Below are 19,866 nucleotides of genomic sequence, written 5' to 3'. Positions count from 1 at the left end.
CCACGTGGACGGCGAACGGTATCAGTTTCGTGGTTGGCGCACGGCGGTACCGGCCGGCGAGGACGGCCGCGTCACAGTCCCACACGGACGAACGGCGCGGTATCGCACCGCTTTTGCCGCTCGGGCGAAAAGATGGCCCACTGAATGATCTCGAAGGGCTGTGAACAGTGCGCCAAAGGGGGAAAGATGGTGCTGTTCGTCTACGGCTACTGCGACCAGCGCGACTGTTTCTACTGCCCGCTGGGGGAGAACCGCAAGAACGTCACCGACGTATACGCCAACGAACGCCTCGTCGAGTCCGACGAGGACGTGATCGAGGAGGCCAAGCGGATGTCGGCGCTGGGCACCTCCATCACCGGCGGCGAACCGCAGGAGGCGATGGGGAAGACGACGCGCTATCTCCGTCTGCTCAAGGAGGAGTTCGGCGAGGACCACCACACGCACCTCTACACGGGCATCCCCGGCGGCCGCGAGAACATGCGCCGGCTCTCGGAGGCCGGCCTCGACGAGATCCGCTTTCATCCGCCGGTCCAGCAGTGGGGCGACCTCCACGGCACCGAGTGGGAGGATATCCTCTACGTCGCTTGCGAGGAGGGCCTGACGCCGGCGTTCGAGATCCCCGGCATCCGCGCCGAGGAGGAGTTCCTGGAGTTCCTCGACGAGGGCGCCGCCGACTTCTGCAACGTCAACGAGTTCGAGATGTCCGACGGGAACTACCGTCGGATGCAGGAGCAGGGGTTCGAGCTACAGGAGGGTCACATGTCCGCAGTCGACGGCTCGAAGGAGGAGATCCTCGACGTGATGGGCGACCACGAGAAGGTGTACTTCTGCACGTCCGTGTTCAAAGACGCCGCACAGCACCGCAACCGCCTCAAACGGATGGCGCGCAACCTCCGCCGCCCGTTCGACGAGGTGACCGACGACGGCACGCTCGTGTACGGGAAGACGTATGCCGACCCCGAGCGGTTCGAGTCGCTGGAGGTCCCCGAGGAGTTCTACACCGTCAAAAGCGATCACGTCGAGGTTGCGTGGTGGCTCCTGGAGGAGATGATCGAGGAGGGCGACCTCGACGAGGGCGAGGTCGTCGAGCAGTACCCCACCTACGACGGCACGGTCGTCGAGCGAACGCCGCTGGCGTGACCGCTCCGTCGTCCCGGTGAGCGCGACGAGCCGCAGGTCGACGGGTGGCGGTTGATGCGGCGGGGCGAACCTTCAGGTGGACAACCGTCCCGTAGGGAACGTCCGCCGGTCACTGCCCGTCCGTACGGGTGCAAAAGAGGACCGGGCGGTCCGTTCCGAGGACGACCTCCTGGGAGACGCTCCCGAAGAGCGCCTTCCCGGCCTTCGAGCGCTTGCGTCCGGCGATACTGATCACGTCGACGTCCAGTTCGTCGGCGGCCTCGATGATCGATCTCGAGGGAGTTCCGCTCGTCTCGTGGTACTCGACGGCGATCCCGGCGTCCTCGAGGACCGTAGCCGCGTGTCGGACGGCGCCGATCTGCCCGACCGACGCGCCCTCGACGTTGTCGGTGAAGTCGTGTAACAGGTGTGCGGTCGTGTCCTCGGCGTCGAACAGGTCCCGAACCGTCTCCGCCTGGGCGACCGCGCGGTCGTCGTTCTCGTCGATAGCGAGGAGGACATGGTTCATACGTACCAATTGATAGTGAAAGAACATATGCGTATGGGTGGTTCCGGGGGCAGCACGCGCGCCGTCGCTACCGCTAGTCAGATCCCTACTCCCCGAGCGTTACCGCCTCGTCGGCGCTCCGGCGGAGCGCGTCCGACCGGCCGTAGCTCCCCGGCGCGATCGCGAGCGTTCGCAGGCCGTACTCGTTGGCGACCTCCAGCGCCGGCTTGAAGTCGGTGTCGCGGGAGGCGACCGCGACCGTGGCCGCGCGGCGCTCGGCCGCGAACGACGCCACGTCGACGGCGAGCTTCACGTCCACGTCGCCGCTGGTGGTGACCACCTGGAAGCCGTTCGCCTCCGCGGCCTGGATCAGCCCCGGGGTCGCGTGCTCGTCGAGGTACAGCCGCGCCGTGACGAGGTCGCCGTCGGCCTCCGCGGCCGCGCGCAGGTCCGCCAGATCCACGTCGAACTCCTCGCGGAACACGTTCGGCCCGTCGACGAACAGCGCGACCCCACGGGGTCTCGCGAGCCCCCCGCCGGCGTCGCGCCACGGCCCGTGCGGCCCCGATGTCGCGCCGTCGCGTCCGCCGTCACGGTCGCGTCCGGCGTCGCCGTCCCGCGGGTCGGGGGTCCCGTCCCCCGTTGACGGCCCCCCGCGTCTCCCCAGGAGCCGTTCGATCAGTCCCATGCTCGCGGGTGCGCGTGCCGGCCGATACGCGTTCCGGTTCGTCACCCCCTATTTCAACCTTTTCTTCACACGAGATAGAGGTGATTCTAATCCTGCCGCTGCGTTGCCGGGTTCGGCCGCGAGACGGGCTCTCCTGCCCGCCCCAGACGACCGTGAGAAGCCACTCACGTGTCGTTTATTCGAGTTCAAAATTCTTGATGTGATATATTATATTTGGATAGATTACAGTAGAATTAAGTTGTGGACCTCCCCCTGTGGTGTCGTCGCATGACAGACAACACCGAACGTGTCGACACGATGCGTCGTGGGTTCCTGAAGCTGGCCGGCGCGGCGGCCGGGGCGGCCGCCTTCGGAGGGGTCGCCTCCGCCCGGAAGGGTCGTTCGCCCGGTCCGAAGGAGGACGAGATCCTCGTCGGCGTCTCCGTCACGGCCGACGACATCGAGGGCGAGGTCGCCCAGTACGTGCCCGGCAACGCCGAGGTCGTCCACAGCAACGAGACGCTCAGCTACGTGGCCGTGAAGTTCCCCGAGGAGGCCGCCGACGTGGCCCGGGAGAACTTCATCGAGGCGATCACGAAGAAGGAGCACGTCAAGTACGCCGAGCGAAACGAGACGCTGGAGACGCAGCTGTCGCCGAACGACCCGCAGTTCTCCAGCCAGTACGCGCCCCAGCAGGTGAACTCCGACGACGCGTGGGACACGACGCTCGGCGACTCGTCGGTCACCGTCGCCGTCGTCGACACCGGCGCGCAGTACGACCACCCGGACCTCGCGGGCAACTACGCGTCGGACCCCGGCTACGACTTCGCCGACGGCGACTCGGACCCGGCTCCCGACGCGCCGAGCGACGAGTATCACGGCACGCACGTCTCCGGCTGTGCGGCCGCGGTCGTCGACAACGGCAGCGGCGTCGCCGGGCAGGGGAACTCCACCCTGATCAACGGGCGCTCGCTCGACGAGTCCGGCTCCGGCTCGACCGCCGACATCGCCGACGCGATCCAGTGGGCGGCCGACGAGGGTGCCGACGTGATCAACCTCAGCCTCGGCGGCGGGGGCTACACGGACACGATGAAGAACGCCGTCAGCTACGCCGACGACAACGGCGCGCTCGTGATCGCCGCCGCCGGCAACAGCGGGACGTCGTCGGTGAGCTATCCCGCTGCGTACAGCGAGTGCGTGGCCGTCTCGGCGGTCGACTCGAACGAGAACCTCGCGTCGTTCTCGCAGTACGGCGACAGCGTGGAGCTGTGTGCGCCGGGCGTGAACGTCCTCTCGACGACGACGGAGGCGCGCGGCTCCTACGAGGAGCTGTCGGGCACCTCGATGGCGACGCCCGTCACCTCGGGAGTCGCCGGATTGACGCTCGCGGCGTGGCCGGACCTGACGACCCTCGAACTGCGCGATCACCTGAAGGCGACCGCGGCCGACATCGGGCTCTCCGCGGACGAGCAGGGCAGCGGCCAGGTCGACGCGCTCGCGGCCGTCACGACCGACCCGGCCGATTCCGGCGGCGGCGGGGGAGACGACGGCGACGACGATGACGGCGGGGACGGCGGAAGCGGCGATTCGACGACCGGCTCGGTCGACGGGAGCCTCTCGGGCTACTGGGACTACGACGACTACACGTGGTCGTGGAACTACTCCTCGCCGAGCCGCGTCGTGGTCGAACTCGACGGACCCGCCGACGCCGACTTCGACCTCTACGTCAACACCGGCACCACGGGGAACGCCTCGCCCGGCGACTACGACTACACGTCGCGTTCGCTGGACAGCCAGGAGTCGATCACCGTCGACGATCCCGACACGTCTACCGATATGCAGGTCGACGTGGACTCCTACAGCGGGTCGGGCAGCTACACGCTGACCATCACCGAGTACCAGTAGATCCGGCGGACGAGTTCGCGGGATCGGCGGGGAGCGACGGCCCCGAGGGCCGCCGCGGCCGTCGGGGAGGGAAACCGACATACCCGCCGCCCGCGATCGTACCGGCATGAGCAACTGGACCGACGCGATCGTCGGCGAGCGGATGACCGTCGACCGCGAGTTCAACGACCGGATCCGCCAGTCGGAGTTCTCGAACCAGGAGTGGGGGCTGATCATGACGGCCGTCGAGTTCGAGATCGAGGACGCCGAAGACCCCGAAGACGCCCGGATCGTCGCCGACACGTCGAAGCTGCCACAGATCATGCCCGAGCTCGACAACGTCTCGAAGCAGATGGGCGCGATGGGCGGACCCGACCCGGACGGCGACTCCTCGGGCGGCCCGTTCGGCGACATCGTCTCCGACATCAAGGACGCGCTCCTGGGCGCCGGTGGCGGCGGCGGCGGGGTCGACAAGCAGAAGCTCGAGGCCGCCGAGCGCCTCACGCAGGAGTACGCCGACGAGCTCCAGCGACACCTCGAATCGAAGGGGAAGTTCGAGCAGGTCCGGCTCGCGTATCAGGAGTGACCAGCCGCGACGCCCGCGGAGGGAACCCGGGCGCGTCGCGTCAGTCGTACACGTCTTCGGCGTCGTCGAGCGGGAGCGACAGCGCCGACTCCTCGACCGACTCGGTGCGGGTCGTCACCTCCAGCGAGACGTCACAGTCGGGGCACGGGACCTCGACGACGAACGCGATCCCGGCGTCGGTCGACTCCATCCGCAACACCTCCGCGTCCGACGGGTAGAGGTACTCGGCGTCGAGGTCGTGCGGGCACTCCTCGGGGTCGAGTGCTGCCTCGGACATGGCCGCACGGAACTACGCCGTCGAGAGAAGTGAATCTGGTGCCCGGGGTCGGTCGGGAGGCCAGTCCCGGTCGCGTCCTCCCCGCCCGCGCCGGTATCCGCCCGATCAGAGCCGTGCCAGCACCGCGTCGGTCACTTCGCGCGTCGTCGCCTCGCCGCCCAGATCGGGCGTGCGCGGCCCGTCCGAGAGGACGCCCTCGACGGCCGACCGAATCTGCGCGCCGGCGTCGTCGTCGCCGAGCGACTCGACGAGCATCGCCGCCGAGAGGATCGTCGCCGACGGGTTCGCGACGCCCTCGCCCGCGATGTCGGGGGCGGTGCCGTGGACCGGCTCGAACAGCCCGCGCTCCGGGCCGATGTTCGCGGAGGGGAGCAGCCCGAGTCCACCAACGAGACCGGCCGCGAGATCCGAGAGCACGTCGCCCGCGAGGTTGGGGCAGACGATCACGTCGAACTGCTCGGGGTCGAGACACACCCGCGTCGCGAACGCGTCCATGAGGACGGTGTCGGCGTCGACGCCCGCGGCCTCCGCCTCAGCGAGCACCGTGTCGCGGAACAGCCCGTCGGTCTCGCGCATCACGTTCGCCTTGTGCGCGACGGTGAAGCCGTCCTTCCCGCGCTCCTCGACGTACTCGCAGGCGAACTCCCCGAGCCGTCGGGAGGCCGACTCGGTCACCACGCGCGTCAGCGTCGACACCTCGTCGGTGAGCCGGTCCTCGTGGCCGGCGTACACGCCCTCGGTGTTCTCACGGAGGAAGACGAGATCCGTCTCCGGGCGCAGCGCGTCGACGCCGGGGTACGCCCGCGCAGGCCGGACGTTGACGAACGAGCCGACCGCCTCCCGCAGCGGGAGGATCACGTCCGCGGCGGACTCGCCGGCGGCGCCGAACAGCGTCGCATCCGCGCTGGCGGCGAGTTCGTACGTCTCCGCGGGCAGCGCCTCGCCCGTCTCGTCGAGCGTCGCGTCGCCCGCCTCGGCATCGGCGAACGCGTACTCGCCGACGGCGTCCAGCACCTCGACGGCCGCGGGGACGACCTCCCGGCCGATGCCGTCGCCCTCGATCACCGCGATCTCGGGGGGTGCGTCGGCGTCGCCCCTCGATCCCTCAGTCATCGGTGTACGGGAGGCTGTCGTTGACCTCCTTCGCGCGGTCGAGGTTCGTCCGCATTACGGCGGTCGTGTCCCAGATGCCCTCAAGCAGCGCCTCGCGCATCGCGTCGGGCACGTCGCCCTCGACGGTCTTCCCGTCGTATCGGACGGTCTCCTCGCGCACGTCGACCTCGATGCCGGCGTCGGGGTTCGCCTCGATGAAGTCCTGGAGGTCGACGGCGTCCCCGTGGTCGACGGCGAGCGTCGCGATCCCCAGCGACTTGCAGTTGTCCTGGAAGATCTCCGCGAACGACTCGCCGACGATGGCCTCTACGCCCCAGCGCATCAGTCCCTGGGGGGCGTGCTCCCGGGAGGAGCCGCAGCCGAAGTTGTCGTTGACCGCGAGGACGTTCGCGCCCTGGTACTCGTTGAACGGGTGCTCGTTCAATTCGCCGTCGGCGTCGCGGCGCTGGTCGTAGAAGGCGTACTCGCCCATGTCGTCGAAGGTGACCGCCTTCAGGAACCGCGCGGGGAGGATCTGGTCGGTGTCGATGTCGTCGCCGCGGAGCGGCACGCCGGTACCGGCGACCCGGCGGATCGCGGGGACGGCGGCGCCGTCGTCCTCGGGTGCGTCGTCGCCGGCGTGTCCGGCCGCGTCGTCGCTCATTCGCTCACCTCCGCGTCGGCGCCACGGTCGTCAACCGGCTCGCCGACCTCCTCGGCCACGTCGAACTCGCGCACGTCGGTGACGGCGCCCTCGACGGCCGCGGCCGCGACCATCGCCGGCGACATCAGGTGGGTGCGCCCCTCGGTGCTGCCCTGGCGACCGACGTAGTTGCGGTTCGAGGAGGACGCACAGACCTCATCGCCCTCCAGCGCGTCGTCGTTCATCGCCAGACACATCGAACAGCCGGCCTCGCGCCACTGGAAGCCGGCGTCCTTGAACACCTGATCGATGCCCTCGGCCTCCAGTTTGCGCTTGACGGTGCCGGAACCGGGAACCGCGAGCGCGCGCACGTCGTCGGCGACCTCGCGGCCCTTCAGGACGCGCGCGGCCTCGCGGAAGTCAGCGACGCGGCCGTTCGTGCACGTGCCGAGGAACGCCACGTCGACCTCGTGTCCCTCCATCGTCTCTCCCGGCGTGACCTCGGTGTGATCCTGTGCCGATTCGGCGGCCTCGGGATCACGCGTCTCGTCGGGGGCCGGGACCGGCTCGTCGACGCCGACGACCTGCTCGGGGTTGGTGCCCCACGACACCTGCGGCGCGAGGTCGTCGGCGTCGACCTCGACCCAGTCGTCGTACTGGGCGTCCTCGTCCGAGCGAATGGACTCCCAGTACTGCTTGCGCTCCTCGAACTCCTCTCCCTCGGGCGCGAACTCGCGTCCTTTCAGGTACTCGTATGTGGTCTCGTCGGGGTTGATGTAGCCCGCGCGGGCGCCGCCCTCGATGGACATGTTGCACACCGCGAGCCGTCCCTCCATGTCGAGGCTCCGGATGGCTTCCCCGCCGTACTCGTACACGTGGCCGACGCCGCCGTCGACGCCGAGTTCACGGATAACGTGGAGGATGACGTCCTTCGCGCCGACGCCGTCGCCGAGTTCGCCGGTGACCTCGACACGGCGGACGGCCTTCTTGTCCGCGGAGATCGAGCCGGTGGCGAACACGTCGCGGATCTGGCTGGTGCCGATCCCCATCCCGATGGCGCCGAAGGCGCCGTGGGTGGAGGTGTGGCTGTCGCCGCAGACGACGGTCATGCCCGGCTGGACGAAGCCCAGCTCCGGGCCGACGACGTGGGCGATGCCCTGCCGGTCGTCGTCGAGGCCGAAGAACCGGATCCCCGCCTCCTCGGTGTTCTGTTCGAGGTGCGTGAGCATCTCCTCGGCGCGCTCGTCCGCCAGCGGCCGATCCCGCCCCTCGCTCGTCGTCGGAACGATGTGGTCGGTCGTGGCGACGGTGCGATCGGGGAACGCGACCGCCATATCGCGCTCGCGCAGCATGCCGAACGCCTGCGGGCTGGTCACCTCGTGGACGAGGTGAAGGCCGATGAACAGCTGGTCCTGCCCGTTCGGCAGGTCGGCAACCTTGTGGCGCTCCCAGACCTTGTCGTACAGCGTGCCCCGACTCATCGGCGTACGTCCCTCGGGTCGTCGCTGGCGCGCGCGAAGCCGCGCGACCACACGTCGTTCGGTTCGGGGTAGGGCGCGGTGTGGTCCACGTCGGCGATGGTGTCGCTGGAGCGACCGGCGCCGGCGCGGCCGTCGCCTGCGCGATCACCGTCGGTTGCGGCGACTCGGTCGCGCTCCTCAGTCATCGGCGCGCACCTCGGCCTGTTCGGGTTCCTCGTCCTCCTCGCTCGCCTCGTCGGCGTCCCACGCGAACAGCGCGCGCAGGTCCTCGCCGACGTCCTCGATGTCGTGGTTCTTCTCGGCCTCGCGAAGTTGCGTGTAGGAGGGGCGTCCGGCCTGGTTCTCGGCGATCCACTCGCGGGCGAAGGTGCCGTCCTGCACCGCCTCCAGCACCTCCTCCATGTTCTCTCGGGCGTGCTCGTCGACGACCTCGTCGCCCTTGACGAGTCCGCCGTACTCCGCCGTGTCGGAGACGGAGTCCCACATCTCGCCGAGCCCGCCCTCGTACATCAGGTCGACGATGAGCTTCAGCTCGTTCAGGCACTCGAAGTACGCCATCTCGCGTGAGTAGCCCGCGTCGACGAGCGTCTCGTACCCCTGCTTCACCAGCGAGGTGACGCCGCCGCACAGCACCGCCTGTTCGCCGAAGAGGTCCGTCTCGGTCTCCTCGCGGAACGTCGTCTCGACGACGCCCGCGCGGGTGCAGCCGATGGCGTGGGCGTACGCGAGTCCCTCCTCGCGGGCCTCGCCCGTCTCGTTCTGATAGACAGCCAGCAGGCCGGGCGTCCCCTCGCCCGCCTCGTAATTGCGCCGCACGAGGTGTCCCGGCGACTTCGGCGCGACCATGGTCACGTCGACGCCGTCCTTGGGGACGATCTGGTTGTAGTGGATGTTGAAGCCGTGCGCGAACTGGAGGGTGTCGCCCGGCTCGATGCCGTCCTCGATCTCCTCGTAGACGGCCGGCTGGACCGTGTCGGGGACGAGCACGGAGACGATGTCCGCCTCGGCGGCGGCGTCGGCGGGCGTCTCGACGCGCAGGCCGTCGCTCTCGGCGGCCGCCCGCGAGGAGGAGTCCTCGCGCAGCCCGACGATCACGTCGACGCCGGAGTCGTGCAGGTTCTGGGCGTGGGCGTGGCCCTGGCTGCCGTAGCCGAGCACGGCCACGGTCTTGTCGTCGATCTGCGAGCGGTCGGCGTCCTCGTCGTAGTATACCTCGGTGTCGAAGGTGGAATCGGAGTCTGTCATTGTTGTGGTGTGTGTCTGTGTGAAGGGTCTCAGTCGTCGTAGTTGGTGAACTCGTCGTCGTCGGTCGAGCCCGCGGAGTGGCCGGGCTCCTCGCCGGGCGTCGTCGGGGAGTCGCCCCGCTCCAGCGCGGTCTGGCCCGTTCGGGCGATCTCGATGATGCCGAACTGGTCGAACGCGTCGATCGCGTCGTCGATGAGGTTCTCGTCGCCGGTGATCTGCACCGTGATGGTTCGCGGGCCGGCGTCGAGCGTCTCGCCGTCGTACATCGAGGTGATCGCGTGGACCTTGTCGGGTTCGTGTCCGCGAACCTTGAGCAGGACCAACTCGGCGGCGACGGCGTCGTCGCTGAGCTCGCCCACCGCGATGACGGGCGTGAGCTTCGCGAGCTGTTTTTTCGCCTGGTCGATGCCGGCCTCGGTCTCCTCCACGACGAGGGTGATCCGCGAGTGTCCCTCGACGGTGGTCGGGCCGACGGTGAGGCTCTCGATGTTGAACTGGCGCCGGCGGAACAAGCCCGCGGCGCGCGCGAGCACGCCGGGCTCGTCCTCGACGAGCGCCGAGACGGTCGCGCGACGCGTCGCCTCGCCGCCGTCGTCCGGCTCCTTGCGGACGCCGTGTTCGTCGCGGCGACCCGACGGGTGCGGGCGCTCCTCGGGCGTCGGTCCCGCCAGCCCCGTCTCGGGCGCGTCGCCGCCGGCGGGGCGGGCGTGTTCCGCGATCGGGGAGTCCGCCGGGTGGTCGGTGCCGCCGTCGGCGGCAGCGTTCGTGGCGTCGTCGTCCTCGCCGCTCATAGCTGGTCCTCCGCCAGCGCGAACTGGCCGTTCGCCGCGCCGCTGGCGACCATCGGGTAGACGTTCTCCTCAGGGTCGATGTGGGCGTCGACGACCGAGGGGCCGTCGTAGGCGAGCGCCTCCTCGACGACCGCCTCCACGTCGTCGTACTCGTCGATGCGGAAGCCCTTCGCGCCGAACGCCTCCGCGAGCGTGTCGAACTCCGGCATCCAGTCGTACTCGGAGGCCATGTGGTTGCCCTCGAAGAAGGCGTCCTGCCACTGGCGGACCATCCCGATGTACTCGTTGTTGAGCACGACGACCGTGATGTCGAGGTTCTCGCGGACGGCCACGGAGAGCTCCTGGATCGTCATCAGGAACGAGCCGTCACCCTCGAAGCAGATCACCTCGCGGTCGTCGTCGGCCGCGACGCGCGCGCCGACTGCGGCGGGCAGGCCGTAGCCCATCGTTCCGAGCCCGTGGCTGGAGACGAACGTGCGCGGCTCGCGGTACGTCCAGTACTGGGCGGCCCACATCTGGTGTTGGCCGACGCCGGTGGTGACGTACGCGTCGTCGTCGGTCGCGGCGTCGAACGCCTCGACGACGAACTGCGGCTTCACCGGCTCGTCGGGGTCGATGGCGTAGTCCATCGGGTACTCCTCGCGCCACTCGGCGCACTGCTCGCGCCACGCCTCGGTGTCGGGGGCGTCGCCGTAGCCGATGGCGGCGTCGAGCTGGTCGAGCACCGTCGCCGCGTCGCCGACGACCGGGTAGTCGGCGTGGACGTTCTTCGAGATCTCGGCGGGGTCGATGTCGACGTGGACGACCTCCGCCTCCGGGGCGAAGGTGTCGACGCCGCCGGTGAGACGGTCGTCGAAGCGCGTGCCCACCGCGATCAGGCAGTCGGTGTGGGTGATCGCCATGTTGGCGTAGCCGGTGCCGTGCATGCCGGCCCACGAGAGACAGAGGTCGTCGTCTTCCGGGAAGCTCCCGATGCCGGGCATCGTCGTCACGACCGGGATCCCGAACTCGCGGGCGAACGCCCGCACCTGTTCGGTCGCGTCGCCCTTGATCACGCCGCCGCCGAACAGGCAGAGGGGACGCTCGGCCGTCTCGATGGCGCGGGCGGCCGCCTCGACCTGCGCCTCGTCGGCCTCCTCGTCGGGCACCGCGCGCTCGGGCGCCGTCGGCTCGCCGACCGGGCGGTCGGTCTCCCCGAAGCTCACGTCCTTCGGGAGGTCGACTAAGGTCGGTCCCGGGCGGCCGGTGTTCGCGAGCGCGAACGCCTCGCCGACGGTTCGACCGACCTCGTCGGAGTCGCTGGCGAAGTAGTTGTGTTTCGTGATGGGCGCGGTGACGCCGACGGTGTCGGTCTCCTGGAACGCGTCCGATCCGACCATGTCCGAGGGCACCTGCCCCGTCAGCGCGAGCATCGCGTCCGAGTCCATCGACGCGTCGGCGATGCCCGTGACGAGGTTGGTCGCGCCGGGGCCCGAGGTCGCCATACAGACGCCCGGGTCGCCGCGGACGATGCCGTAGGCGTCGGCCGCGTGGACGGCCCCCTGCTCGTGGGCCATGGTGATGTGGTGGACGGACGACTCCGAGAGCGCGTCGTAGACGGGCATGATCGCCCCGCCCTGCACGCCGAAGGCGGTCTCGACGCCCGCGGCCTCGAGCGCGGCGACGACCGCGTTCGCGCCGCTGCCCGGCGCGCGCGTCGCCGCGTCCTCGCGTGCTGCTGCGGCCTCCTCGTCCGTCTGTTCCGGCTGTTCCGCTCGGTCGGTTCGCCCCTCGTCGTCGCCCTCCTCGGGCGACGCGGCGTCGGGGGTCGCTGGCTCGCTCATCGTCGTGGTCCTCCGTCCGTGTGTGTCATTCGTTCGCGGTCGGTGATCGCTGGTCGCTGGTCGGGTTCGGTCGGTACGTGCGTCGGGGTGGGTGTTGTGGGGGCGGTCACGCCCCTACGATACCCGCGACCCCGGCGAGAAGGGCGACGACGCGCTCCGCGGGCGCCGGGCGAACGGCGGTCGGCGCGGATCTCGTCGTCATCTCGCCTCCGGCTTTCGGCGCGTGCCTCATAACCGTGACGCGGGTGGCAACGATTGCACCCCCGCCGGTCAGACGCGGGCCTCCTGCTCGCGCTCCTCCTCGTCGTCGTCCATCTCCGCGACGCCCTCCTCGCGGGCGAACCGGCGCACGTCGCTCATGGTCACGCGGCCCTCCGCGCCGGCGTCCTTCACCCGGCGGGTGATGGCGCGGACCTCCGACTCCGTCGGGTCGAAGCCGGCGTCGGTCAGCCGTTGGCGGACCGAGTGGGTGCCGGTGTGTTTCCCCATCACCAGCTCGCGGGTCGCGCCGACCATCTCGGGGGTCATCACGCCCGGCTCGAACGTGTCGCTGTTCTCGATGACGCCGGCGGCGTGGATGCCGGACTCGTGGCTGAAGGCGTTGCGCCCGACCACGGGCTTGTTCGGCGGCACCGCGATGTCGCTGGCCTGCTCGACCATGCGCGACACCTCGGTGATCTTCGTCGTGTCGACGCCGGTGTCGGCGTCGTACAGCGACTCGGCGGCCATGACGACCTCCTCTAAGGCGGCGTTGCCGGCGCGCTCGCCGATGCCGTTGACCGACACCTGCATCTGGTCGGCGCCGGCCTCGACGCCGGCCAGCGCGTTCGCGCCCGCCAGCCCGAAGTCGTCGTGGGTGTGCACGTCGATGCCGGCGTCGGTGTGCTCGGCGACGACCTCTATCAGGTCGCCGAAGCGCCGCGGCGTCGCCACCCCGCAGGTGTCGGGGATGTTGATCCAGTCGACGCCGACCTCGTCGACGGCCTCGATCACCTCGACCAGGAACGACTCCTGGGTCCGGGTGGCGTCCATCGGCGAGAACATCACCTCCGCGCCGGAGCCCTTCGCCGTCTCGACGGCCTCGACGGCGCGCTGTTTCACCTCCTCGCGGGTGGCGTGCATCGAGTCCTCGATCTGCACGTCGCTCGTGGAGACGAACGTGTGGATCATCCCGACCCCCGAGTCGATGGCGGCCTGGATGTCCTTCTCGACCACGCGGGCGAGCCCGCAGACGGTCGTGTCGGTCGACTCCGCGATGTCTTTGACGGCCTCGAACTCCGCGTCGGAGTTGACCGGGAACCCCGCCTCGATGACGGAGACGCCCAGGTCGTCGAGCGCCGCGGCTATCTCACGCTTCTCCTCGTAGTCGAACGACGTGCGCGGCGACTGCTCGCCGTCGCGAAGCGTCGTGTCGAAGATACGGACAGAATCGAACTCGTCAGTTGCACTCAGCGTGCCCTGGAAGAACTCGTTCCGCCGGACTGGTTACCGACGAGTCCTGATTATGGGACATCATCGCATGGGAGAGCAGAACTGATTGTAAAGCGTTGTGGTCGGACAGGTCGCGTCGCCGTCGAGAAACGTTCACGAACGTTCGATCGATGGAAGAATCGCAGGAGGGCGTCGACTATCATTCGAACCCGACTCTTAGTATATCCTTATATGCATGGTATTGACGGATGCGTGATCGGCGTCGACTGGCGAACAGGGATTCGGCGCCCCGGTCGATTACGGGTTCGGGGTCCTCGCCGGAACCCTCGGGGTCAGACGGGCGTCCGACCGCGGACCGAACCCTTTTGAAAGCACACGCCGTGAGCGGCGATATGAGCGATTTCGGGCTCGACCTCCGCGACGCCGAGGAGATGATCGAGTCGGAGGGGACGGTGGGGGACGTGGTCCTGGGGGTGCTCGACGGGGAGACCGAGCCCGAGCAGTGGGTGCGCAACGTCGAATACGGCAACGTACTCGTGCTCGCAGTCGAGGGGGACCTGAACGAGCTCGCCAGCGGGTTCGCGCGCCAGATCAACGAGATGGGCGGCGAACTCACGCACTTCCGCGGGTTTCTCATCGTGTCGCCGCCGGACGTGGGCATCGACACCGACCGACTGAACTGACGCGGGCGCGGTGCGGCCGCTACAGGTCCCCGTGTGGACGGGCTCCCGAACACCGACGCTACCCCGAGAAGCGGTCGGTCTCCGCACCGCACGCCGCACACCGGAGGACGTACACCTCGGCATCCGGGTCGGCCCCCTCGCCCGTGGCCTCGACTTCGTACTCGCGGTCGGTCGCGGCGCCGCAGGCAGGACACTCCTCGCAGATCACCGCGCCGTCGGCGTCCTTGGGCGCGCCGACCGCGAGGAACCGACACGGCTCGTCGCCGGCGGCGACCGCCCGGTTGGGCGCGTCCGCGGGGACGAAGAACGCCTCGTCGGCGCCGACGCGGTACGTGCGGGCGGGCGTCTCGACCTCCAGCTCCCCCGCGATCACGTAGAACAGTTCCTCGTGATCGGGGTGACGGTGGTACCCCCACGGCACGCGCTCGCCCGGATCCGCCTCGTAGTAGTTGCAGCCGAACAGCGACGCGCCGACCGCCTCGTCCAGCTCGCGTTTCGCGCGCGTCGGGTTCGGCGTGTTCGGCACGTCGTCGACGGCGACGTGGCGGTAGCCGTGGTCGTCGGATTCGGGTTCTCCACCGTCGCCGCCAGCGTCGCCGGGGCGTTCCTCGGTCACGACTCACACTCCTCAGCCGCAGCCCTGTCGGCCGGCAGCAACACGAGGTGATGGCCGTCGGGGTCGTACAGCTCGACCGAGCCGTCGGACGACTCACGGACCGTCACCGAGGGGAGGTCGCCGTAGGCGTGGTCCGCGACCGCGGCGGGCTCGCGCACCCGGACGGTGAGGTCGACGTGGACGCCGCCGCGGGCGCCGGCAAGGCCGAGTTGGGGCTCCCACAGCTCCACGTCGAACTGTCGCTCGGCGCCCGCGGGCCCGCGCATCCGGACCCGTCGGCGTTCGTCGCCGCGGTCGACCGCAGAGAACCCCAGCGCCGACCAGCAGTCGCTCGCGAGGTCGACGTTCGCCACCTCCAGCACCACCTCGAAGATCCCGACCAATCCCGCGCCGGTTCCGTCCGGGGCGGTGCCGCCGATCTCGGGCGCGTGGCCGTCGGCGTCCTCCAGATACAGCGAGCGAAAGGAACCGAAGTCGATCTCGGGGGCCTCCGGGAATCGCGCGCGCCACGCGGGGTACTCGCGCCCGGGCGTTTCGAAGGCGAAGTGGGTGTGGAGGCCGCCGCGCGGGACCGAGTCGGGGCGCCTGAGCACGAACTCGGTGCCGCCCACGTCGAAGGCGCACTCCGTGTCGGTCCGCCGGGTCGGGACGAGGCCGAACGTGTCGGCGTACCACGCCGCCGCGCGCCCGAGGTCGGTCACCTCCAGCGCCAGCGACGCCAGCGCCGGGCGCGGCTGCGTCGTCGCGGGTCGCGTCGTCATCTCGTCCGCCCTTCCGGCGGCACCCCACTTAAGCCCGCGGCGCCCGTTTCCGTTCCCGATGGCGATGAAAGGGTCCGGCGACGCCGACCTCGCCGTGATCGACGAGTTCGACGGCGGCGTTGGGTGGATCGCCTATCCCGAGGAGACGATGGAGCGCGCGAGCCACGCGCTGTCGGTCGACGGCGACGTGTGGGTGCTCGACCCCGTGGACGCCGACGGCGTCGACGACCTCCTCGCGGATCTCGACGGCGAGGTCGCGGGGACGGTCGTCTGTCTCGACCGCCACAAGCGCGACGCGGCGGCGATAGCGACCCGCCACGACGTCCCCGTGTACGTACCCGACTGGATGACCGGCGTCGCAACGGAACTCGACGCGCCCGTCGAGCGGTTCGCGCGCGAGGTGGGCGGGCTCCGGGCGATCACGGTCCGCGACTCGTCGATCCCGCCGTGGCAGGAGGTCGGGCTGTACGACGAGGACGGCGGGACGCTGTACGTCCCGGAAGCGGTCGGGACCTCCTCGTACATGCGCACGGGCGGGGAGACGCTCGGCGTCCACCCGATGCTCCGACTGTTCCCACCGCGACGCGCGCTCGGAGGGATCGATCCGGAGCGAGTGCTGTGCGGCCACGGCGCCGGCGTCATGGAGGACGGCGGGCGGGCGCTCGCGGCCGCACTCGACGGCTCCCGCGGGAACGCGCCGGGACTGTACGCGAAGACGCTCCGGGAGTTCCTCGGGTGACCGTCCCGTCGTGAGCCCCGTGGACGGCCTCGCAGACGACGCGGTAAACGGGACGAAGGACGCCACCGGGGGCGAGGTGGACACCGAGCACGACGCGACGCGGGACGATCCAGCGCCCGTTCACATCACCGTCGACCTGCTCGCGCTGCTGTGTGAGCGCGCGGCCGACGCCGACCCCGAGGCGGAGAACGTGGTGCTCGACGCGACGCCAGCGGGCGAGTTGATCGACGCACCCACAGACATCGATCCGGCGACGCCCGTGCTCACGCACTTCTACTTCCCCTCGGCCGGCGGCTCCGTCTCGGCGGTGTTCGGGATGGACCTGGGGCGCCCTGCGGGTAGCGCGCGCTTCCTCTCACACCCCCGCGGCGACCGGCACCTCACCGAGGAGGACGACCTCGCGGCCGCGGTGCTGGTGGCGGTTCCGCCGTACGAACGGGAGAACGTGATCGCGTACGACCGCCGGGGACGCCGGCGCGAACTCGTCGTCGTCGACGCCGAGCCGCCCGAGGAGCGGGTCGAAGAGTGAGCCCGTGTGTCGCGCGTGGTCGGCGTCGCGACCGCGCTACTCCAGGTAGCCGAGGTCCCGGAGCTGGTCGGTGATCTCCTCGAACTCGGCCTCCGAGAGCGAGCCCTGCTTTTGATGTTGGATGACGATACTTCGCAACAGGAACCGGACGAGATCCGAGGTCGACGAGAAGCTCGTCCCTTCGAGGGTCTCCTCGACGCGCTCGGCCAGGTCCTTCGGGATGGAGACGGTGGTGTAGTCGGTCATGGCTCGACGGAGGGGCGCGCGACCGATAAGCGCGACGGAGCCGGGGCCCGTCCGTTTTAGTCCCCGGGGCGGCAACCCGGAGCGTAATGGCAGCCAGACCGCCGCAGGGGGACACGGAGGAGCCCGAATCCATCGAGTTCGGCATCGCGGCGCTCGACGAACGCCTGGACCGGGCCGGCGTTCGGTTCCCGGCGACGAGCGAGGAACTGGTCGCGTCGATGGGGAACACCCAGGTTCCCTACGACGCCGCGGGCAACACCCTCGATCTCGCCGAGGTGCTGCACGAGCTTCCCGAGGAGGAATTCGAGACCGAGCGCGACCTGCTCAACCGCCTGCATCCGATCTTCGAGGACCGCCGCCGCAGCGGCGCCGGGTCACTGCTCGGGCGGGTCCGCTCGATCCTTCCCTTCTGAGGGCGCCGTCGCGTCGGATCCCTCCGGGCCCGAGTCCGTCCCGTCGACAGCGGCGTCGGTGGCCCCGTTGACCTCCCGTTCGAGCGCCTCGACGCGGTCGAGCGTCTCGCCGTGGAGCGTGACCAAGAGATCGGAGAGCACACCGAAGATGAGCAGCTGGACGCCGAGGATGATCCCGACGCCCGCGACGATCGCGAGCACGTTGTGCGGGATCCCGTTGACGAACCAGTCGTAGGCGACGTACGCCGCGACGATGGCACCAGCGAGCCCCGAGACCACGCCCGCGCTCCCGAAGTAGAACAGGGGGTTCGAGGTCTTCGCCTGCCGGTAGATCGCCATCAGGATGATCCCGCCGTCGCGGACGGGATGGAGGTTCGTGTTCGAGCCGTCCGGCCGCGGGAGGTACGTGATCGGAACGACCGTCGTGCGCACCCCGTGGCGCGCGCACTCGACGGCCAGCTCCGTCTCGATGCCGAAGCCGTCGGCCGAGAGGCGGAGGCGTTCGAAGGAGTCGACCGTGAACGCCCGGTATCCCGAGAGGATGTCCCCGTACTCCTCCCGGTGGATGAGCGAGAACAGTCCGTTGAAGATGCCGTTGCCGACGCGGTTTAGGCCGCTCATCGCGTCCTCGTGCATGTCGGCGAAGCGGTCGCCGATGACGTGTTCGGCAGTGCCCTCGCGGAGCGGTTCGAGCATCGCTTCCGCGTCGCTCGCACGGTAGGTTCCGTCGGCGTCGGCCATGAGGACGTAGTCAGTGGTGACGTGCTCGCGGACCGCCTCGCGGATCGCCTGGCCCTTCCCGGTTCCGGATTGGATCTCGACCCGGGCGCCCGCGTCGCGGGCACGCTCGCGGGTGTCATCCGAGGACCCGCCGTCGATGACGAGGACGTTCTCGAAGCCGTGATCGCGAAAGTCGGTGACGACGTCCGCGACCGTGGCCGCCTCGTCGTACGTGGGGAGGAGGACGCAGACGTCGTCGGTCATGTGTGTGGGGTGCAGCGGGTGGCGAGTTAGGGGTTTCGGGAGCGAACCGGGGTTCCGTCGTCGCCGAACCCGGTGTCGGACCGTCCGACCGCCGTCGTTTTGTAGGGAGTCGGCCAACCACGGGCCATGCGAGCGCGTCGCCTCTTCGCCCATTTGGCGGGGCTGATCAGCCTCACCGGCCTTCCGTATCTCCTGTACGGCCTGTTGTACGTCGTCCGCGATCCCGAGGGGTCGCCCGCGGAGAAGGACCACGACGTCGAGCCGTCCGTGAGCGTCGTGCTCCCGACGTACAACGAGGAACGGATCGTCGAGTCGAAGCTGGCGGGGATCTGCGAGTGGGACTATCCCCCGGAGAAGATGGAGGTCGTCGTCGTCGACTCCAGCGACGACGCGACCCCGGAGATCGTTCGAGAGTTCTTCGCCGAGCGGGACGCGCCCGAGTTGCGGCTGATCGAGGAGACGGAACGTCGCGGGCTCGCCGTCGCGCTCAACGAGGCGTACGCGGCCGCGAGCAACGAGGTCGTCGTGAAGACCGACTGCGACTCGAAGGTCGCAGAGGACGCGCTGCGGGAGGCGGTCGCGAACCTCGCCGACCCCGAGATCGAGGCAGTGACGGGACGCAACGCCGAGGTGCTCGGCGGCAGCGAGGTCGAGCGAGGGTATCGCGACGTGCAGGCGCGAATACAGACGCTGGAGTCGCACGTCGACTCGACGTTCATCTTCCACGGGCCGTTCTCGGCGTTCGAGCGCGACTCGATCGTCGCGATCGACGAGGACTCGATCGCCGACGACACCGAGCTGGCGCTGAAGATCCGCAAGAACGGCGGCCGGGTGGTGTTCGACCCCGCGATCCGCTACAAGGAGGCGAGCCACTCGGAGTTCCGCAAGCGCCGGACGCAGAAGGACCGTCGGGCGATGGGCCTGCTGAGGTTGCTGTGGCGCCAGCGGGACATGCTGGGTCGCTACGGCGGCTACGGGACGGTGGTGTTGCCGTTCAACTGGTGGTTCATGGGCGTCTCGCCGACGCTGGTGATGGCCGGCGTGGGACTGGCGTCGCTGGGGGCGGTCGCGGTCGGCGGGCCGCTCGGGCTCGCGGTGCCGGTGGCGTTGGGGGCGTTCGTGTGGCTGGGGGCGAGGGATTCGTTAGGGTCGTTGCAGCCGGCGTACGCGCTGTTCGACACACAGGTGTCGCTGTTTCGGGCTGCAGTGAAGCTGCTGCGCGGAGAGGGAGACGGGACGTGGGATGTGGACGCGGAGTTGCGGGAGGCGTTCGAGGCTCGATAGAGCGACTCACTACTGAACCGTTACTGTCCCGTTTTCGGGGCGTGAGATATCCGGCTGTCGGTAT

General features: G+C 69.6%; 22 protein-coding genes and 1 pseudogene. 8 read left to right on the top strand and 15 right to left on the bottom strand.

The annotated features are described in order from the left end of the window. Positions 1–144: 144 nt before the first annotated feature. Positions 145–1,140 (top strand): radical SAM protein, encoded by a 996-nt coding sequence (locus K6T50_RS14925; protein WP_222607357.1) that lies wholly within the window; start codon positions 145–147, stop codon positions 1,138–1,140. 109 nt (positions 1,141–1,249) lie between these two features. Here K6T50_RS14925 and K6T50_RS14920 read toward each other — a convergent pair whose 3' ends face one another. Next, positions 1,250–1,648: a universal stress protein gene (locus K6T50_RS14920; RefSeq protein WP_222607356.1), complete on the bottom strand. Its 399-nt coding sequence runs from the start codon at positions 1,646–1,648 to the stop codon at positions 1,250–1,252. A gap of 85 nt (positions 1,649–1,733) precedes the next feature. Continuing rightward, entirely contained in the window at positions 1,734–2,294 is a 561-nt protein-coding gene (locus tag K6T50_RS14915; RefSeq protein WP_390182296.1) for an NYN domain-containing protein, read from the bottom strand. A 288-nt stretch (positions 2,295–2,582) separates the two neighbouring features. Between K6T50_RS14915 and K6T50_RS14910 the strand changes: the two genes are divergently transcribed. Both K6T50_RS14910 and K6T50_RS14905 read left to right on the top strand, forming a co-directional pair. Beyond that, on the top strand, positions 2,583–4,199 hold the full coding sequence (locus tag K6T50_RS14910; RefSeq protein WP_222607354.1) for a S8 family peptidase: 1,617 nt from the start codon (positions 2,583–2,585) through the stop codon (positions 4,197–4,199). A 106-nt stretch (positions 4,200–4,305) separates the two neighbouring features. Next, on the top strand, positions 4,306–4,764 hold the full coding sequence (locus K6T50_RS14905) for a DUF5799 family protein (protein ID WP_222607353.1): 459 nt from the start codon (positions 4,306–4,308) through the stop codon (positions 4,762–4,764). A 40-nt stretch (positions 4,765–4,804) separates the two neighbouring features. Here the strand turns inward: K6T50_RS14905 and K6T50_RS14900 are convergent, their stop codons facing one another. The 9 genes from K6T50_RS14900 to K6T50_RS14860 all read right to left on the bottom strand — a co-directional run bounded on the left by K6T50_RS14900 (position 4,805) and on the right by K6T50_RS14860 (position 13,568). Then, on the bottom strand, positions 4,805–5,041 hold the full coding sequence (locus K6T50_RS14900; protein WP_222607352.1) for a hypothetical protein: 237 nt from the start codon (positions 5,039–5,041) through the stop codon (positions 4,805–4,807). Positions 5,042–5,146: 105 nt separating this feature from the next. Further along, positions 5,147–6,154: an isocitrate/isopropylmalate dehydrogenase family protein gene (locus K6T50_RS14895; RefSeq protein ID WP_222607351.1), complete on the bottom strand. Its 1,008-nt coding sequence runs from the start codon at positions 6,152–6,154 to the stop codon at positions 5,147–5,149. Further along, positions 6,147–6,797 (bottom strand): 3-isopropylmalate dehydratase small subunit, encoded by a 651-nt coding sequence (locus K6T50_RS14890; protein ID WP_222607350.1) that lies wholly within the window; start codon positions 6,795–6,797, stop codon positions 6,147–6,149. Before K6T50_RS14890 ends, K6T50_RS14895 begins: the two co-directional genes overlap by 8 nt. Beyond that, positions 6,794–8,257 (bottom strand): 3-isopropylmalate dehydratase large subunit, encoded by a 1,464-nt coding sequence (gene leuC, locus K6T50_RS14885; RefSeq protein WP_222607349.1) that lies wholly within the window; start codon positions 8,255–8,257, stop codon positions 6,794–6,796. Before leuC ends, K6T50_RS14890 begins: the two co-directional genes overlap by 4 nt. After that, the gene (locus tag K6T50_RS14880; protein WP_222607348.1) at positions 8,254–8,442 is read right to left on the bottom strand and encodes a hypothetical protein; all 189 of its coding nucleotides are present in this window, start codon (positions 8,440–8,442) and stop codon (positions 8,254–8,256) included. Before K6T50_RS14880 ends, leuC begins: the two co-directional genes overlap by 4 nt. Further along, positions 8,435–9,502 carry a ketol-acid reductoisomerase gene (ilvC, locus tag K6T50_RS14875; RefSeq protein WP_222607347.1) on the bottom strand — a complete coding sequence of 356 codons (1,068 nt, stop codon included), beginning with the start codon at positions 9,500–9,502 and terminating at the stop codon, positions 8,435–8,437. The genes K6T50_RS14880 and ilvC overlap by 8 nt, the downstream gene beginning before the upstream one ends. Positions 9,503–9,531: 29 nt before the next feature. After that, the gene (gene ilvN, locus K6T50_RS14870; protein WP_222607346.1) at positions 9,532–10,293 is read right to left on the bottom strand and encodes an acetolactate synthase small subunit; all 762 of its coding nucleotides are present in this window, start codon (positions 10,291–10,293) and stop codon (positions 9,532–9,534) included. Next, the gene (ilvB, locus tag K6T50_RS14865) at positions 10,290–12,116 is read right to left on the bottom strand and encodes a biosynthetic-type acetolactate synthase large subunit (RefSeq protein ID WP_222607345.1); all 1,827 of its coding nucleotides are present in this window, start codon (positions 12,114–12,116) and stop codon (positions 10,290–10,292) included. The genes ilvN and ilvB overlap by 4 nt, the downstream gene beginning before the upstream one ends. Before the next feature lie 270 nt (positions 12,117–12,386). Continuing rightward, positions 12,387–13,568, bottom strand: coding sequence for a LeuA family protein (locus K6T50_RS14860; RefSeq protein ID WP_225935425.1), 1,182 nt, complete (start codon positions 13,566–13,568; stop codon positions 12,387–12,389). Positions 13,569–13,939: 371 nt separating this feature from the next. Between K6T50_RS14860 and K6T50_RS14855 the strand changes: the two are divergent. Further along, positions 13,940–14,227: pseudogene (locus tag K6T50_RS14855) on the top strand (DUF5779 family protein); the annotation flags it as partial. Positions 14,228–14,288: 61 nt separating this feature from the next. Here the strand turns inward: K6T50_RS14855 and K6T50_RS14850 are convergent. Together K6T50_RS14850 and K6T50_RS14845 are read right to left on the bottom strand one after the other, a co-directional pair. Further along, complete coding sequence (locus K6T50_RS14850) at positions 14,289–14,846, bottom strand: cupin domain-containing protein (protein ID WP_222607343.1); 558 nt, start codon at positions 14,844–14,846, stop codon at positions 14,289–14,291. Next, positions 14,843–15,607, bottom strand: coding sequence for a VOC family protein (locus K6T50_RS14845; RefSeq protein ID WP_222607342.1), 765 nt, complete (start codon positions 15,605–15,607; stop codon positions 14,843–14,845). Before K6T50_RS14845 ends, K6T50_RS14850 begins: the two co-directional genes overlap by 4 nt. 58 nt (positions 15,608–15,665) lie before the next feature. On the opposite strand from K6T50_RS14845, the gene K6T50_RS14840 reads away from it, so the two are divergent. After that, complete coding sequence (locus K6T50_RS14840) at positions 15,666–16,346, top strand: hypothetical protein (RefSeq protein WP_222607341.1); 681 nt, start codon at positions 15,666–15,668, stop codon at positions 16,344–16,346. A gap of 10 nt (positions 16,347–16,356) precedes the next feature. Further along, positions 16,357–16,875 carry a JAB/MPN domain protein-containing protein gene (locus tag K6T50_RS14835; protein ID WP_222607340.1) on the top strand — a complete coding sequence of 173 codons (519 nt, stop codon included), beginning with the start codon at positions 16,357–16,359 and terminating at the stop codon, positions 16,873–16,875. 36 nt (positions 16,876–16,911) lie between these two features. On the opposite strand, the gene K6T50_RS14830 is transcribed toward K6T50_RS14835, so the two are convergent. Continuing rightward, entirely contained in the window at positions 16,912–17,121 is a 210-nt protein-coding gene (locus K6T50_RS14830) for a ribbon-helix-helix domain-containing protein (RefSeq protein ID WP_222607339.1), read from the bottom strand. Positions 17,122–17,207: 86 nt separating this feature from the next. On the opposite strand from K6T50_RS14830, the gene K6T50_RS14825 reads away from it, so the two are divergent. Then, positions 17,208–17,534: a DUF5789 family protein gene (locus K6T50_RS14825; protein ID WP_222607338.1), complete on the top strand. Its 327-nt coding sequence runs from the start codon at positions 17,208–17,210 to the stop codon at positions 17,532–17,534. Here the strand turns inward: K6T50_RS14825 and aglJ are convergent. Next, positions 17,496–18,518: an S-layer glycoprotein N-glycosyltransferase AglJ gene (aglJ, locus tag K6T50_RS14820; RefSeq protein WP_222607337.1), complete on the bottom strand. Its 1,023-nt coding sequence runs from the start codon at positions 18,516–18,518 to the stop codon at positions 17,496–17,498. The genes K6T50_RS14825 and aglJ overlap by 39 nt on opposite strands. Before the next feature lie 126 nt (positions 18,519–18,644). Here aglJ and K6T50_RS14815 point away from each other — a divergent pair, with 126 nt between their 5' ends. Continuing rightward, entirely contained in the window at positions 18,645–19,802 is a 1,158-nt protein-coding gene (locus K6T50_RS14815; protein WP_222607336.1) for a glycosyltransferase, read from the top strand. Positions 19,803–19,866: the final 64 nt, after the last annotated feature.

Source organism: Halobaculum magnesiiphilum (genome assembly GCF_019823105.1).
GTDB classification, from domain to species: domain Archaea; phylum Halobacteriota; class Halobacteria; order Halobacteriales; family Haloferacaceae; genus Halobaculum; species Halobaculum magnesiiphilum.
This window is presented reverse-complemented; position numbering and strand designations above follow the sequence as displayed.

Excerpts from the sequence above, each read along its gene's own strand:
- aglJ (WP_222607337.1), bottom strand. The coding sequence starts at position 18,518 with ATGACCGACGACGTCTGCGTCCTCCTCCCCACGTACGACGAGGCGGCC.
- K6T50_RS14840 (WP_222607341.1), top strand. The coding sequence starts at position 15,666 with ATGGCGATGAAAGGGTCCGGCGACGCCGACCTCGCCGTGATCGACGAG.
- K6T50_RS14890 (WP_222607350.1), bottom strand. The coding sequence starts at position 6,797 with ATGAGCGACGACGCGGCCGGACACGCCGGCGACGACGCACCCGAGGAC.
- K6T50_RS14920 (WP_222607356.1), bottom strand. The coding sequence starts at position 1,648 with ATGAACCATGTCCTCCTCGCTATCGACGAGAACGACGACCGCGCGGTC.
- K6T50_RS14880 (WP_222607348.1), bottom strand. The coding sequence starts at position 8,442 with ATGACTGAGGAGCGCGACCGAGTCGCCGCAACCGACGGTGATCGCGCA.
- K6T50_RS14925 (WP_222607357.1), top strand. The coding sequence starts at position 145 with ATGATCTCGAAGGGCTGTGAACAGTGCGCCAAAGGGGGAAAGATGGTG.
- leuC (WP_222607349.1), bottom strand. The coding sequence starts at position 8,257 with ATGAGTCGGGGCACGCTGTACGACAAGGTCTGGGAGCGCCACAAGGTT.
- K6T50_RS14905 (WP_222607353.1), top strand. The coding sequence starts at position 4,306 with ATGAGCAACTGGACCGACGCGATCGTCGGCGAGCGGATGACCGTCGAC.
- ilvB (WP_222607345.1), bottom strand. The coding sequence starts at position 12,116 with ATGAGCGAGCCAGCGACCCCCGACGCCGCGTCGCCCGAGGAGGGCGAC.
- K6T50_RS14815 (WP_222607336.1), top strand. The coding sequence starts at position 18,645 with ATGCGAGCGCGTCGCCTCTTCGCCCATTTGGCGGGGCTGATCAGCCTC.
- K6T50_RS14895 (WP_222607351.1), bottom strand. The coding sequence starts at position 6,154 with ATGACTGAGGGATCGAGGGGCGACGCCGACGCACCCCCCGAGATCGCG.
- K6T50_RS14825 (WP_222607338.1), top strand. The coding sequence starts at position 17,208 with ATGGCAGCCAGACCGCCGCAGGGGGACACGGAGGAGCCCGAATCCATC.
- K6T50_RS14910 (WP_222607354.1), top strand. The coding sequence starts at position 2,583 with ATGACAGACAACACCGAACGTGTCGACACGATGCGTCGTGGGTTCCTG.
- K6T50_RS14830 (WP_222607339.1), bottom strand. The coding sequence starts at position 17,121 with ATGACCGACTACACCACCGTCTCCATCCCGAAGGACCTGGCCGAGCGC.
- ilvC (WP_222607347.1), bottom strand. The coding sequence starts at position 9,502 with ATGACAGACTCCGATTCCACCTTCGACACCGAGGTATACTACGACGAG.
- K6T50_RS14900 (WP_222607352.1), bottom strand. The coding sequence starts at position 5,041 with ATGTCCGAGGCAGCACTCGACCCCGAGGAGTGCCCGCACGACCTCGAC.
- K6T50_RS14845 (WP_222607342.1), bottom strand. The coding sequence starts at position 15,607 with ATGACGACGCGACCCGCGACGACGCAGCCGCGCCCGGCGCTGGCGTCG.
- ilvN (WP_222607346.1), bottom strand. The coding sequence starts at position 10,293 with ATGAGCGGCGAGGACGACGACGCCACGAACGCTGCCGCCGACGGCGGC.